The 13,976-nt window shown below is 38.8% G+C and carries 16 protein-coding genes; all 16 read left to right on the forward strand.

Annotated elements, in window-relative coordinates; translation table 11 throughout:
- Window positions 1-82: 82 nt before the first annotated feature.
- Window positions 83-397 carry a type II toxin-antitoxin system RelE/ParE family toxin gene (locus tag QZZ43_RS12170; protein ID WP_291859632.1) on the forward strand — a complete coding sequence of 105 codons (315 nt, stop codon included), beginning with the start codon at window positions 83-85 and terminating at the stop codon, window positions 395-397.
- A complete protein-coding gene (locus QZZ43_RS12175) occupies window positions 394-675 on the forward strand; it encodes a helix-turn-helix transcriptional regulator (protein WP_291859635.1) in 282 nt (93 codons plus the stop codon). The genes QZZ43_RS12170 and QZZ43_RS12175 overlap by 4 nt, the downstream gene beginning before the upstream one ends.
- Before the next feature lie 246 nt (window positions 676-921).
- On the forward strand, window positions 922-2,046 hold the full coding sequence (locus QZZ43_RS12180; protein WP_291859638.1) for an ATP-binding protein: 1,125 nt from the start codon (window positions 922-924) through the stop codon (window positions 2,044-2,046).
- Between the two features lie 355 nt (window positions 2,047-2,401).
- A complete protein-coding gene (locus QZZ43_RS12185; RefSeq protein ID WP_291859641.1) occupies window positions 2,402-3,085 on the forward strand; it encodes a hypothetical protein in 684 nt (227 codons plus the stop codon).
- Between the two features lie 163 nt (window positions 3,086-3,248).
- A complete protein-coding gene (locus tag QZZ43_RS12190; protein ID WP_291859645.1) occupies window positions 3,249-3,806 on the forward strand; it encodes a hypothetical protein in 558 nt (185 codons plus the stop codon).
- A gap of 12 nt (window positions 3,807-3,818) precedes the next feature.
- Window positions 3,819-4,301 carry a GyrI-like domain-containing protein gene (locus tag QZZ43_RS12195; RefSeq protein WP_291859647.1) on the forward strand — a complete coding sequence of 161 codons (483 nt, stop codon included), beginning with the start codon at window positions 3,819-3,821 and terminating at the stop codon, window positions 4,299-4,301.
- Between the two features lie 13 nt (window positions 4,302-4,314).
- Window positions 4,315-4,569 carry a DUF3781 domain-containing protein gene (locus QZZ43_RS12200; protein WP_291859650.1) on the forward strand — a complete coding sequence of 85 codons (255 nt, stop codon included), beginning with the start codon at window positions 4,315-4,317 and terminating at the stop codon, window positions 4,567-4,569.
- A 184-nt stretch (window positions 4,570-4,753) separates the two neighbouring features.
- A complete protein-coding gene (locus QZZ43_RS12205; RefSeq protein WP_291859652.1) occupies window positions 4,754-5,755 on the forward strand; it encodes an NADP-dependent oxidoreductase in 1,002 nt (333 codons plus the stop codon).
- A 1,124-nt stretch (window positions 5,756-6,879) separates the two neighbouring features.
- The gene (locus QZZ43_RS12210) at window positions 6,880-7,311 is read left to right on the forward strand and encodes a hypothetical protein (RefSeq protein ID WP_291859654.1); all 432 of its coding nucleotides are present in this window, start codon (window positions 6,880-6,882) and stop codon (window positions 7,309-7,311) included.
- A gap of 95 nt (window positions 7,312-7,406) precedes the next feature.
- Complete coding sequence (locus tag QZZ43_RS12215; RefSeq protein ID WP_291859656.1) at window positions 7,407-7,916, forward strand: hypothetical protein; 510 nt, start codon at window positions 7,407-7,409, stop codon at window positions 7,914-7,916.
- 338 nt (window positions 7,917-8,254) lie between these two features.
- Window positions 8,255-8,386 carry a PEGA domain-containing protein gene (locus tag QZZ43_RS19615; protein ID WP_367221545.1) on the forward strand — a complete coding sequence of 44 codons (132 nt, stop codon included), beginning with the start codon at window positions 8,255-8,257 and terminating at the stop codon, window positions 8,384-8,386.
- A gap of 150 nt (window positions 8,387-8,536) precedes the next feature.
- The gene (locus QZZ43_RS12220) at window positions 8,537-10,003 is read left to right on the forward strand and encodes a rhomboid family intramembrane serine protease (RefSeq protein ID WP_291859659.1); all 1,467 of its coding nucleotides are present in this window, start codon (window positions 8,537-8,539) and stop codon (window positions 10,001-10,003) included.
- An 11-nt stretch (window positions 10,004-10,014) separates the two neighbouring features.
- Window positions 10,015-10,575 carry a DUF2867 domain-containing protein gene (locus QZZ43_RS12225; RefSeq protein WP_291859662.1) on the forward strand — a complete coding sequence of 187 codons (561 nt, stop codon included), beginning with the start codon at window positions 10,015-10,017 and terminating at the stop codon, window positions 10,573-10,575.
- A gap of 241 nt (window positions 10,576-10,816) precedes the next feature.
- Window positions 10,817-10,963, forward strand: a complete 147-nt coding sequence (locus tag QZZ43_RS12230) for a hypothetical protein (protein ID WP_291859665.1) — start codon at window positions 10,817-10,819, stop codon at window positions 10,961-10,963.
- 288 nt (window positions 10,964-11,251) lie between these two features.
- Window positions 11,252-12,805: a glycine--tRNA ligase gene (locus QZZ43_RS12235; RefSeq protein WP_291859669.1), complete on the forward strand. Its 1,554-nt coding sequence runs from the start codon at window positions 11,252-11,254 to the stop codon at window positions 12,803-12,805.
- Window positions 12,806-13,078: 273 nt separating this feature from the next.
- The coding region (locus QZZ43_RS12240; protein WP_291859672.1) for an L-aspartate oxidase at window positions 13,079-13,976 on the forward strand (898 nt) is incomplete at its 3' end.

Consider the following 13,976-nt stretch of genomic DNA (forward strand, 5'->3'; position numbering starts at 1 on the left):
TTTTGAATATAAGAACCTTGATTTAATGTAACGAATTCGTTACTTTTGTAGTATAAGAGAAGTTGAAATTACAGAAAAATGTTTGGATTTCGTCGATTCTCAAGGGGAAAGAGTATCGAATAAATTCCTTCAACTGATTGAGATAATTGAAGAAGTAAAAATTGTCCACAGTAATTTCGTAAAAAAAATTAAAAATTCGAGATTCTATGAGCTTCGAATTAAAGCAGGTAACGAATATCGAGTTTTGATTTTTGCAATCGACCATCTGAGCTTTTCTGAATGCACAAAAGCTGTATGCTTGAATGGTTTTATAAAAAAAACCAATAAAGATTACATTAAAGCAATCAAGGAAGCAGAAAAAATCTTAGAAGAATATTTAAAAAACAAGGAACTATGAAAACGATGAAAGCAAAAGACTTATTAGCGGAAAGATACGGAAAAAAAGGGTCTGAAAGCAGAGAGAAATTTCGAGACGAAGCATATTCCTATTATTTTGGAGAAATCATAAGAAATAGACGGAAAGAACTTCATCTAAGCCAAGAAAAATTAGCAGAAACAGTTGGAAAAAAACGTCCTTATATTTCTAGAATTGAAAACGGAGAAGATGTGAGAATTTCAAATTTATTACTAGTTGCAAATGCACTTAATATGTCAATTCAATTAATGCCCAGATAAAAAGGCACGAAAGCACAACAAAGCTATAATAGGCCAGCCGGGGCTCCACAGCAAATTGCAAGCTTCTTTTTTCCTTGCTACCTGCTCACGGCTTGACACAATCGTTGCGGGTTTGAAAGCCATGGCCTACGCATGTTGTCAAACGTTGTACACAAGCTAAAACACAGAAAGCGGGCTATCGTAATGACCAATTGTTAACCTTTTGAGTCATTACATTCTTTGAATGTCGTATATTTGAAATAAAAAATGCTTAAAAGACATTTAGAAACAAAAATCAAAAAAAAGATTAATACAGGAAAAGCTATTGTATTAGTTGGTGCAAGACAAGTTGGTAAAACCACTTTGCTTAAAAGTATTCTTAATGATTTAGAATATTTATTCTTAGACGGAGACGACCCAACCGTAAGAAGCTTGTTATCCAACTCGAATACTGAACAGATTAGAACTATAATCGGCGAAAATAAACTTGTTTTTCTTGACGAAGCGCAAAGAATACAAGGGATTGGATTAACTCTGAAAATTATAACAGACCAGTTTAAACATGTTCAACTTCTTGTAAGCGGTTCCTCTTCATTTGACTTAGGAAATGAACTGAATGAGCCATTGACTGGAAGGAAATGGGAATATGAGCTCTTTCCTATATCATGGGAAGAATATGAGAATAATATTGGGTTTTTAAAATCAGAACAACAGCTTGAAAATAGATTACTTTATGGTTTTTACCCGGAAGTAATTAACAACCAAGGGAACGAGAAAGAAACGCTTAAAAAACTTGTTAACAGTTACTTGTACAGAGATATTTTAGCATTTTCGGACATTAGAAAACCCGAAGTTCTAGAGAAACTACTACAGGCATTAGCCCTTCAAATGGGTAGTGAAGTAAATTACAATGAACTGGCCCAAATTGTAGGAGTAAATAAAATTACTGTTCAAAATTACATTGACATCCTGGAAAAAGGATACATTGTATTCAGATTAAATAGTTTTAGCAGAAATCTTAGAAATGAAATCAAGCAAACCCGAAAGATTTATTTCCTTGACAATGGAATACGGAACATGATTATCGGAAATTTTAATCCATTAGAATTACGAGTTGATAAAGGTGCACTTTGGGAGAACTTCCTGGTTTCTGAAAGACTAAAACAAAATAATTACAAGGATAGTTATTCCAAAATGTTTTTTTGGAGAAATCGACAACAACAAGAAATTGATTTTGTAGAAGAAAGAGCAGGAGAAGTTATTGCCTATGAATTCAAATGGAATAAGAAAAAAGTAAAGTTTCCGGAAAAGTTCATTTCCACTTATAATGCTAAAGCACATTCGATTGACAGAAGTAATTTCAGAGAATTTGTGAAAATTGAAAATAAATAGCTAGTGTACAACAATCTGTATATGCAAGCCGCATTTCCCAGATTCGACAGCCTTCCCAAGGCTGTTTTTTTATGCATTAATGTAGGGCTGATATCGTGAATCTTTATGTATGCATCCGTTTTTTGGAAATTGAAAACAAAAAAGTTAGTTTTACAATAACCAAAATTTAAAACCGCAATGAACCTTTTAACCCGCATTTCTTCTGCTGAGTATTTTATATTCTCCACTTGCAACACCAGCTCTATTTTTGATTTGCTTAACAAGGGTTTATATGCAGATTGTGAGTATTTTGTCGATTTATTTGATAAAATTTCCCCGGGGCTCCATCAGCCAAATCACTTAAAAGCCTATATGTATGATAAAGCTAATTAATTTTATTGCCGGGATTCTGGCAGGAGTTGCCCCCTTTGTTCTTGCTTCGATTTTCGGGATCTTAATTTTCAATGAGTTGCCAAATTTTATTGGCATTATTCTTTGCATTATTCTGGGTTTGCTGGCGATTCGGATAGGGATTTTAATTTTTAAAAGAATTCAGCGGAACGGGATTTTTGATTTCATGAGTGTTGTCGTTGCCTCTCCTGATTTGGATAATCTGGAACCAACCATGGAGAGTCAAACGAAGAAAAGAACCCCAAAAGAATTGGCGGAATTGAATCAGAAAGGCGAGAATTTATTTAAGGGCGGGTTGCTTAAAATATTTGGTGATTGGCACGGAGAGCCACAAGTTTTTCTGAAAATATCCAGAATTGATTTTGATGAGTTAAAAAATCGGATGGTAATAGAGTTTTCTCCAAAAACGACTCTCCTGATTGAAGAACCAGGGCCTGTTTTAGAGTCCCCATCAATGTTGAAGATTTTGTCGGCCAAAAGAATAAAAATTGAATTCCAGCATAAAACTGAAAATTCACCTGCAAAGGTTAACTACTTTAAGGTCTACGCGGTAAGCAAAAATAGAATTATAACAGAAACCAATATTGATTGGACAAAGCAGAAAATTGATGCAGCCATTGGACAGGATGCCTTGTTTATTTTTAATTGAATATTGAAGAGCGTCGCTACTAGTATTCAACCGTGGATTTGTTTTAGGGTTGATTCCTGTAAAATGATTTTGCGCACAAAAAAGATTTGAGTAATTAGGATAAAGATTTGTATATTATTATTTAAAGCCATATTAATTGAAGTGAAAAATTAAATATTTAAACATGTATCGAAGTTCCTCTTTAACCTTGTTTTATAAATATCTGTTTACTCCAATTTGGGGCGGGATGTTTTTATTTGGGATTGTCTTTTCATGGAATATGAACGATTCCTTTTCTCATGATTGGTCAAGAATTGCAGCCTTGATGGTCGGATGGGCACTGATTTGGTTGATAATAATGATGATCAGACTAAAACGTGTTGAGGTTACACAAGATAATTTGGTGATAAAATCGCTTGGGGGACAAAAAACAGTTGACTATAAGGATGTTGAATGGATTTGTCAAATTGCTTTTATCAATCCTATAATGATTTCTTTGAAGTATTCTGATAAAGAATCCGGAGAATCAAAGAAGATATTAATTATACCTGGAATGAGTTCTCAGCTGTTTAAATTTAATTTTTTTGGAGAATTAGACATTACAAAGTTTATTAGAGAACGGTTAGTCGCCTTTAAACCCAATTATTCAAAAGAGTTGGAGCCTTCCCGTTGGCTTCCGGCGGGACTGATTTTCCTCTCTGGTATTCCCATTTTTATAGTCATGACAATTTTAAGCATTTAATAACAAGCCGAAATGGCAACAATAAAGAAGAATATTCAGACTTCCGGCCTTTTTGTAGAATTGACAAAATCACAAACTGAAAATTTTCAAATCATCCGAAAACACTGGGTGCATTTTAACAAAGAATTAAAAAAGTATAAACTAAATCAAGGCGGGGGTAATTGGGTAAAGTATGGAATCACCTTTAAATCTGGCGAAAGGTATTTTTACCTCACTGCAATTCCGACAAACCATCTTTTGTTTCCGGACCATTTTTCTTATAAGGAAATTCCTAAAGGGGAATATAAAATATTTTCTCACCACGGGAATATGGAGAATATGAAACACACGTATGTGGAAATTTATAAGGTCATTTTGCCAAAATCAAACCTGGAAATTCAAGACCATTCAAAAACAGGTTTTATTCACTTCGAAAAATATGATTGGCGATTTCGCTGGAACAACCCAGGTTCGGTAATTGATATTTATTTACCATTGAATACAGACTTTGATTAAATATAAAGTTGATATGAGACAATATAAGGCATTAGTATTAAATAATATTTGCTACACCGAGCTTGTTTACGAGAGGATTAACAAAAAGATGAATAGGAGGCTATCAAAAGATGAGATTGAGAAAGTGATTTTTGGAATACTAAAAGAAACCGATGAATCACAGTTTCAAAAAACGGGAAAGAATATTTACGTGATCAACAACGAACAGAATATCAGAATCACAATAAATTCCAACACCTACAGGGTTATCACGGTCGATCCATTGTAATTACCACAAGGAGGGATGTTTAATCCCGGTCTTTTGCTGGTTTTACTGCTTGATGCATAGACTATTCAATGGATTATTCCTGTCTTCTTTAGCCAAAAAAATCTCTTGTGAACAAAAAGATGATTCATAGGTTTTTGCTGAAGCAAATCATTGCTCGTAACAAGAAAAATAAAACATAGAAACTATGAACACAACAAGAACGATCACTTTAAAGAACAGACCAACAGGAAAGCCTGAATTGACAGATTTCGGGTTTGTAACTACAGAAATACCTGAATTAAAGGAAGGAGAAGTCCTAGTCAGTGCTAAGTATGTTTCTGTAGATCCTTATTTGCGAGGGAGAATGAGTGATGCTCCATCTTACATCCCGCCTTTTGAGCTCAATAAGCCAATTGCATCCGGAGTTATTGCTGAAGTTTTAGAATCAAAGAGCAGAAATTTTAGCAAAGGGGATTATGTCTCCGGTCTTTTACCCTGGAAAGAAACCCAGGTATTAACTGCTGATGGATTGATTAAAGTAGATCCGGATAAAGCACCTCTTTCTGCATTTCTTGGTGTTTTAGGAATGACCGGACTCACCGCTTTTTTGGGGTTAACAGAGATTGGAAAACCTAAAAAAGGGGAGACCCTTCTGGTTTCTGGGGCAGCCGGAGCAGTAGGCAGTGTGACCGGACAAATTGGAAAAATACTTGGTTTACGCGTCGTCGGCATTGCCGGAACCGATGAAAAGGTGGAAATGCTCAAATCAGAATTTGGTTTTGATGAGGCCATTAATTACAAAACCACCGAAAATATGGTCGAAGCCATTGCCAAAGCATGTCCCGATGGGGTGGATGTATATTTCGATAATGTTGGAGGTGTTATTTCTGAGGCTGTTCTCTTCAACATCAATAAGTTCTCACGAACAGTGAACTGTGGAGCTATTTCGGTGTACAACAACACTGAACTGCCCAGAAGTATTAGTGTACAGCCATTTCTGGTGAAGAAAAGTTCTTCTATGCAGGGCTTCGTGGTTTCCGATTTTGCAGACAAACATTCTGAGGGAGTAGGACAACTGGCTGAATGGTTTAGCCAAGGTAAATTAAAATTCACGGAGACCATCAGGGAAGGATTTGAAAATATTCCCCAAGCCTTCCTGGACCTTTTCGACGGAAAAAATAAAGGTAAAATGGTAGTCAAGCTTTAATAAGGTTACAATTCGAACTGTAAAGTTCTCGTTAAAGTTAAACCTGTTTTTAACCTCATTTTTAATGGATAAGATGTAATTTAATTGGTGCTTGGGTTTCGTTAAGTAATATTGATTACTTGTTAACGACAACTTCTTTTAACTGTTTTGTGTCTCAATAGTTCGTTAAAAATAGCTTAAACGCCTACGCGTAAGGAAATTATTATTAAAGTCTTACAATCTTAATTCTTTAGACTAAAGTTTAATGTAGTCTTTGTTTCATTAGAGATTGCCTCTTGCGTGGCCCTCTGCCAACCTCTTCTCTATAAAAGTGAAAGGGCGTCATTGCGAAGGTTCGACCCGAAGCAATCTCTAAAGATACATACAGGATATAAATATAAGTCTCTTTTGCTTTAAGTTATTTAATTTCAGGAGATTGAAGATGTTTGACGGAGTGTTGGTGTCTGAAAAGATTGAAAAATACCGCAGCAATTTCTGAAATTGCTGCGGTATTTTTTTACAACCTTCTTTTAAAATAGTCGTTTAATTTTTAGGCAAACAGCTGTGAGTCAGTTTTTTAAGTTTAAAGAGTTGTCTTTGTCAAAATTCAGAATATTAATATCATACGATAGGTTTAACCTCTAACTTCTAAAAATCTAACGATCAATTGTCATTAATGGACGTTCGGTTTTATTATTGTCCAAAAACATCGTAGAATTCATTTTCGAAATTTGGACATAAAAAGCAGAAAAGCTATTTTTACCACTGTAAGTCAGATGACTTTTAGTTCCTAACAAAACCTTTTAACCTCAGACCCTATGTTGCTATTGGATCGTTTCTCGGCGATAGCTGAATTTCACTTGTGCAGGAGCATTTATCGCTTCTTTCTTCATTTAAGAATTTCCGTATTTTACACCTTAGGTTTTTCTCGCATCCTCGCCATGATGTGCTCTGAGCAGTATGCCATTGGGGTTATTGCAGGCAGTTGGGATTTTAACCATTTCCAGGAATCCGGTCAACTTTATTGCAGGTCAGAAGCATCTGGCTTCAGTGTTTTTTGTAATCAGAAGATATCATTTTAACATGCTAAATCGAACATAATATTTTACAATTAAGGTCTAAATATGAAAAACGCTCAGGATAAAATGAACAGAATAAAGAAGAGACTGGGACTTGCTTTCGGAATTGTGGTTGGAGTTTCGGTATCTGTCATTCTAAATCACTATTTATTTGCTTCACCTTCTTTTTATGAAGTAATGGTGGAAGCAGCTGAAGAAGTAAACAAAGATTGTCCGGTAATGCTTGACCAGGAAACCCGTCTGGACAGTGCCAGTGTTCCATCAGAAAACACATTTATGTACAATTACACGCTGGTCAATTGGGTGAAGGATTCTATTGATGTTAATGCGTTTAATGATACCATGCAACCAATAATTCTTGAAAGTGTGAAGACCAATCGAGAGATGCAAATTTATAGAGAACACAAAACGACAATGGCATACAGCTATTACGATATGAATGGTAGCTTTTTAACGGAAATTGCAGTTACAGCTGATCAATACCTGGTTAAAGAATAATTTTACGAGTCTACATAAAATTTCCTGGAGACCAGAAACCAATAAAAACGGGGCTTTTCTGAATGCCATAGTTTCAGAACCTAAACCAAACTAAAATGAGTTTTAAATTTTACAAACAAGGAATTTCTTTACTGCTGGTCACTTCTTTCATCTTCCTGTCGGGATGTGCTTCCATTGTGAGCAAGGGCACTTATCCAATTTCGGTTAACAGCACACCATCGGGTGCAAAAATTACCGTGAAAGACAAAAAGGGGTCTGATGTTTTCACCGGAAACACTCCGGCCAACTTTAAGCTGAACGCCAGTGCAGGGTTCTTTGCTAAAGCCAGTTATTCAGTAACATTTGAAATGGATGGTTACGAAGCAAAAACAGTTCCTGTAAATTTCTCGCTGGACGGTTGGTATGTTGGAAACATTCTTTTCGGTGGATTGATTGGATTTTTGATTGTTGATCCAGCAAGTGGGGCAATGTGGAAACTGGATACAGAATTTCTGAATGAAACGCTCTCCGGGGTATCCCAAGGCACCGAAGAGGCCTCCTTGAAGGTATTGGAGTTAAAAGATGTTCCTGACAGCTGGGAAGGGAACCTTGTGAAAATTAATTAGCCACGGGTTTGGATTTAAATTCATTGGTGTCCCTCAATATCCAGCAAAGGGCTGTTCATTGCGAATCCAGAGCATTCGGGAAAGCAATCTTAATTTTTAGCGGACACCAATGATTTTAATTGTGAATTGAAGCCTTGAGCTTTGTGGAACTGGTAGAACCTAGTTTTTTTGCCAAAACAAACAGGGGGAGGGTAACAAAAAATGGTATCATTCATGAGCCAAGCTTTTTCCAAACATATCAAAAAGACTAAACAAGAAGTCCTTGACGATTTATTAAACTCAGGTTTCTTTGGTAAAGAAGTACCCGCAACTTATTTCGGACAACTTTCCATGCGTGCATCGATGAACCGGAAGGTGCTAAAGCGTTGATTAACGGGGTTTCGGAGGGGACTACTTCTAATGAAATTAAGGTTAGACCGACATTGGGGAAACGAGAAGTTACTTTGCAGAAAGAAGGTTATGAATTTTGAAAAATTAGAATGGAAAAAAGGTTCAATTTGGTTACAATAAGAAATCTTTTTGGAGTGGTTGGTTTCGCTGTAGATATAGCCACTGGTGCTGTCATGAAATACGATAAGGAATATTATGATGTTGAATTAGAAAAAATACAATAAAAAATTATGGCTTTCGGACTCTCCCCAAAGTACATCCATGAATTCAAACTGGATGAAACAAGCAAAGAACATCTTCTGGTTTGGGCTTGGGAAGCTTCACTGCAACTTGGCTGGGACGTGAGTTTTCTGAGCGATTCAGGCTTTATTGCCTATACCAAAGTTTCCATGACCTCGTGGAGCGAACAAATTACCATTAAGTTTACTGGAGACACTGCAACAATTAAAAGTGAGTGTGCCGGGGCTCAGCTTTTTGATTGGGGCAAAAACAAGAGTAATGTGAAGAATCTTCTTGCAAAGATTGCAGAGGTAAAAAATGTTGTGCCAGCTGATGAGGTTCTGTCAAAATTTGAAGATATACGACAAGTTTTTTCATCGGATGAAAGTCAGTCTCCTTTATCAGTAAAAGGGAAGCTGACTGGGTTTAGTTCCCTTTTCAGGCCTGTTGACGGGTATTTTATTACTCCGATTCTGATGCTTTTGAATATTCTGGTTTTTGCGTTGATGGTGCTTGCAGGTGTTCATTTTATGATGCCGGAGGGGCAGGACTTAATGGATTGGGGTGCCAATTTTCGGCCTCTTACACTGGAGGGACAGCCGTGGAGACTTTTCACCTCCATTTTTTTGCACATCGGGGTAATCCATCTGTTGATGAATCTTTACGCGCTGCTTTACATCGGTGTGTTGCTGGAACCTTATCTGGGAAAAATACGCTTTCTGGCGGCTTATCTAATGTCAGGAATTGCAGCAAGTGTGGCCAGTTTGTGGTGGAACGACTTGACCATCAGTGCAGGTGCTTCCGGAGCGATATTTGGATTGTATGGGGTTTTTCTGGCCTTTTTGAGCACCAACCTGCTTGATCGTTCAGCGCGAAATTCGCTGATGGTAAGTATCGCCGTTTTTGTGGGCTATAACCTGCTTAACGGTTTAAAGCCGGACAGTGGAGTAGACAATGCAGCTCATATTGGTGGATTGTTAAGTGGCTTTGTTATTGGATATGCTTATGTTCCGGGGCTGAAGGCTTTTGACAACCGTTCCATCAAGTTTTCCACCATTGGCATTCTTGCACTCACGCTGTTGATTTCGTCTTATGCAGTTTATCGTTCATTGCCCAACGATATTGCCGAATACGACCAGAAGATGAATGAATTCATTGCCATCGAGGAGCGTGCTCTGGCTGTTTTCAGCCTGCCGGAGAATGCACCCGATGACCAGATATTGTACGAATTGAAAGCCGGTGGGACTTTTTTCTGGAACAAAGGGTTGAAACTTTTAGAGAGCTGTGATAATCTGGAATTGCCAGCGTCAATTGTTAAACATAACGGAAAGTTGAAAGAGTATTGCGGGTTGAGAATCAGGAGCTACGAGTTGATAGCTAAAACGATAGAAGAAGATACTGAGGCTTATGAGAAGGAAATTTTCGGTATCAATCAGGAAATAGAATTGCTTATTGAAGAATTGACAGCAAAACAGTAACAGCGCAAAAAATGATTGAAAAAAAGATGACGATACCTGGCGGGTCGATTCTCAAAAAAGATGATTTCGATTATATCGACTGTTTTCAGGGTGTGATATTTTCCCGGATGAAAGACATCGATATTTCAGAAATAGGGAATCTGTTTCTTTCTTGTGGCCCCGACTGGGCTGACTCCCTAATGACAGTAAGGGACCGCATTGTAGGTGCGTTTGGGTTAAAAACCGGTGCCCAATTGATAAAGGAACAGGACAAGGAAGAATCTCTGAATTTTGTTCCAGGCGAAAGGGTTGGTTTATTTAAAGTGTTTGAAAAAACTGAAAATGAACTAATCATGGGGGAGAATGATTCGCATCTTGACTTTCGGGTTTCAATATTTGTTGATGAACACACCAGCGACATCAGTAAATCGATTTTGAGCTTAACCACCACCGTAATTTTCAAAAACTGGTTCGGACGACTTTATTTCTTTCCGGTGCAGTTTTTCCATCGTTTAATAGTGAAGGCTACGCTCAAAAAAATGCTTCGGAAAATTAACCAGAGCACCAATCGAAATGAAAATAAATCAATGTAACCCATGTGAGTGTTTTTAATTTTTATTCTGCTGTTATTCCCTTTGATAATAGAGGCGCAGGACCAGATTACCAAAAGAAACGGGGAGCAAATTGATTGTATTATTACCAGGGTGAATAATGAGGTAATTTATTCTCCATAATGGAGAAAGACGACTTTCAATTTTTTTTCCGCTGACAGAAGTAAGGAGTTACCAGAAAGAAGGCAATAATACCCCGGATAGCCCTACAACCTCCGGTATCGTGGTTCCCAATGAAGAGATTGTTGTAGATACCTCTAAATATTTGAAAGAGGTAGATGGGTGGGTTAATCTCGCCACTTTCTCTCATAGGATCGGAGTCAATGCTACCGGATGGTCGGTTGATTATTACGGCTACCAGTCTCCGTAGTAGTTCTAAATGGCCTCTTTTCATTAGTTGTTGGCATTGAAAGACTTCAAAACCTACCTGATTGAGAAAACCAGAAATGATGTGGCCGATGTTTCGCTTGAATAGACAAACAGTGAGCTAAAATCTCACTTTTCGGAGACGTCCAAACTTGCAGGTATTTTTTGTATGTCTTACAATTTCCCCAAATTCGAAATTGATTGTCCCAAATAATTCGCAATAAGCATTTTTTCCCTTATTTTTGTGCGCTTTAGCAAAAAGATATAAGAAAAATCAGAAAAAATTCATTGTATGGCCCAGGAAGACGTTTTCAAAAAATTGGTAGCCCATTGTAAGGAGTACGGATTTGTATTTCAGTCGAGTGAGATTTATGACGGTCTTGGTGCCGTTTATGACTACGGGCAAAACGGTGTTGAGCTTAAAAATAACATCAAAAAATATTGGTGGGATTCAATGGTTTTACTTCACGAGAATGTGGTGGGACTGGATTCTGCAATTTTTATGCATCCCACTACATGGAAAGCATCCGGACACGTAGATGCTTTTAACGACCCGTTGATTGACAATAAAGACAGCAAAAAGCGTTATCGTGCCGACGTGTTGATTGAGGATCTGATGGCAAAATTTGAGGGTAAAATCGATAAAGAAATCGAGAAAGCCCGGAAAAAATTCGGAGACGATTTTGACGAGGCTCAGTTTCGCGAAACCAATCCGCGTGTTAAGGCCAATCAGGAAAAGCTGGATGAGGTGCATGGACGTTTTGTGAAGGCCCTCAACGATAACAATCTGACAGAATTGCGCCAGATTATCGTCGATTATGAAGTGGCTTGTCCGCTGTCGGGTTCCAAAGAGTGGACCGATGTTCGCCAGTTCAATCTCATGTTCTCTACCGAGATGGGCTCTACTGCCGAGGGTGCCTCAAAAATTTATTTGCGTCCGGAAACTGCTCAGGGAATTTTTGTGAATTTTCTGAATGTGCAGAAAACAGGCCGTATGAAATTGCCTTTCGGGATTGCACAAATTGGAAAAGCTTTCCGGAATGAAATTGTGGCCCGTCAGTTTATTTTCCGCATGCGTGAGTTTGAGCAGATGGAGATGCAATTCTTTGTTCGTCCCGGCGAGGAGATGAAATGGTTCGAATACTGGAAAGAGATGCGTATGAAGTGGCACAAGTCTATGGGAATGGGCGATGCCAAGTATCGTTTCCACGACCACGACAAGCTGGCACACTATGCCAATGCAGCCACTGATGTGGAGTTTGAGATGCCTTTTGGGTTCAAAGAGGTGGAGGGTATTCACTCCCGTACCGATTTTGACCTTTCTCAGCATCAGGAGTTCTCCGGTAAAAAAATGCAGTATTTCGATCCGGAACTGAACAAGAGCTATGTGCCGTATGTCATTGAGACCTCTATCGGAGTTGACCGTATGTTCCTGAGTATCCTGGCTGGTGCCTACACCGAAGAGGAAGTTCCCGGAAAGGACGGAAAATCCGAATCACGTGTTGTGCTGAAGTTGCCGCCTGTAATTGCGCCTGTAAAATTGGCTATTTTGCCCTTGGTGCGTAAGGATGGGCTGCCTGAAAAAGCGATGGAAATAATGGATCAGTTCAAGTTCGACTTTAACTGCCGGTATGAAGAGAAAGATTCTATCGGAAAGCGTTACCGCCGTCAGGATGCAATAGGAACTCCCTTTTGTATCACTGTTGATCACCAAACGATGGAGGACGATAGCGTAACCATCCGTTACCGCGACAGCATGGAGCAGGAACGGGTGAAGATTTCGGAGTTATACAAAATTATGACGGGACATATTAGCATGAAAGAATTGCTGAAGTCATTGATCTAAATTTTTTTGAAAATATAGTCTCATAAAGAGAGGTTTAAACCCGGCATCTGCCGGGTTTTTTGTTTAAACCGCAGAGGCCTTCAGGGGGTTTGCCTTATTACTCTGTGCCCCTCCTTGCTTCTCTGTGGTTAAGAAAAGAATAAACCACAGAGGTTCACAGAGATGTTTTTTCTTTTTTCCGTGTTTATTTGCGGTAAAAGATTCTCTTCGTGGTATCAGTCCTGTTTTTTCCAGCTAAAGTTGTAAATTTGTCTGTTTCAAACCCTCTGGTTTATGAGAAGAGTAGATACATCCAAGCGCAAAAAGTTTGATTTTCTGGTTATTGGTTCCGGGATGGCCGGCCTTAGTTTTGCTCTCAAGGTAGCAGGCAAAGGAAAAGTTTGTATCATCAGTAAAACAAAACTCGATGAGACAAATACATCTTATGCTCAGGGCGGTATTTCCTCAGTGATGTATGCGCCTGATAATTTTGAGAAACACATTCAGGATACCATGACCGCCGGAGCCGGGTTATGTGACCCTAAGGTGGTGCGCAAGGTGGTAGAAGAAGCCCCCGGGCAAATTGATGAGCTGATTCGCTGGGGTGTGCGTTTCGACAAAGATAAAGAAGGACACTTCGATTTGCACCGGGAAGGAGGTCACTCCGAAAACAGGATTCTGCACCACAAAGACCAGACCGGTTATGAGATTCAGCGGGGATTGGTTCAGGCAGTTCGGGAGCATCCCGATATTGAAGTGCTGGAGGATCATTTTGCCGTGGAAGTCATTACCCAGCATCACCTGGGCCAACTTGTACACCGCTGGCGACGGGACATTGAGTGTTACGGTGCTTATGTACTGAACCGGCGAACAAACAGTGTGGAAACCATTCTCTCGAAAGTAACCCTGATTGCAACAGGAGGTGTCGGTAGTGTGTATCAGACTACTACCAATCCGTCTATTGCTACCGGAGATGGAATTGCAATGGTTTATCGGGCCAAGGGAATTGTGGACAACATGGAGTTTATTCAATTTCATCCCACTTCGTTGTACAATCCGAAAGACCGTCCTTCTTTTCTTATAACAGAGGCCATGCGCGGTTTTGGAGGTATTCTGAAGCGGCGTGACGGGAAAAAGTTCATGCACAAATACGATGAGCGTGAATGTCTGGCCCCTCGTGATATTGTGGCTC

The organism is Marinilabilia sp. (assembly GCF_016278715.1).
Lineage (GTDB): Bacteria > Bacteroidota > Bacteroidia > Bacteroidales > Marinilabiliaceae > Marinilabilia.

Coding starts and splice junctions, on each gene's coding strand:
- QZZ43_RS12175 (WP_291859635.1), top strand. CDS start 394: ATGAAAACGATGAAAGCAAAAGACTTATTAGCGGAAAGATACGGAAAA.
- QZZ43_RS12180 (WP_291859638.1), top strand. CDS start 922: ATGCTTAAAAGACATTTAGAAACAAAAATCAAAAAAAAGATTAATACA.
- QZZ43_RS12185 (WP_291859641.1), top strand. CDS start 2,402: ATGATAAAGCTAATTAATTTTATTGCCGGGATTCTGGCAGGAGTTGCC.
- QZZ43_RS12190 (WP_291859645.1), top strand. CDS start 3,249: ATGTATCGAAGTTCCTCTTTAACCTTGTTTTATAAATATCTGTTTACT.
- QZZ43_RS12195 (WP_291859647.1), top strand. CDS start 3,819: ATGGCAACAATAAAGAAGAATATTCAGACTTCCGGCCTTTTTGTAGAA.
- QZZ43_RS12200 (WP_291859650.1), top strand. CDS start 4,315: ATGAGACAATATAAGGCATTAGTATTAAATAATATTTGCTACACCGAG.
- QZZ43_RS12205 (WP_291859652.1), top strand. CDS start 4,754: ATGAACACAACAAGAACGATCACTTTAAAGAACAGACCAACAGGAAAG.
- QZZ43_RS12210 (WP_291859654.1), top strand. CDS start 6,880: ATGAACAGAATAAAGAAGAGACTGGGACTTGCTTTCGGAATTGTGGTT.
- QZZ43_RS12215 (WP_291859656.1), top strand. CDS start 7,407: ATGAGTTTTAAATTTTACAAACAAGGAATTTCTTTACTGCTGGTCACT.
- QZZ43_RS12220 (WP_291859659.1), top strand. CDS start 8,537: ATGGCTTTCGGACTCTCCCCAAAGTACATCCATGAATTCAAACTGGAT.
- QZZ43_RS12225 (WP_291859662.1), top strand. CDS start 10,015: ATGATTGAAAAAAAGATGACGATACCTGGCGGGTCGATTCTCAAAAAA.
- QZZ43_RS12235 (WP_291859669.1), top strand. CDS start 11,252: ATGGCCCAGGAAGACGTTTTCAAAAAATTGGTAGCCCATTGTAAGGAG.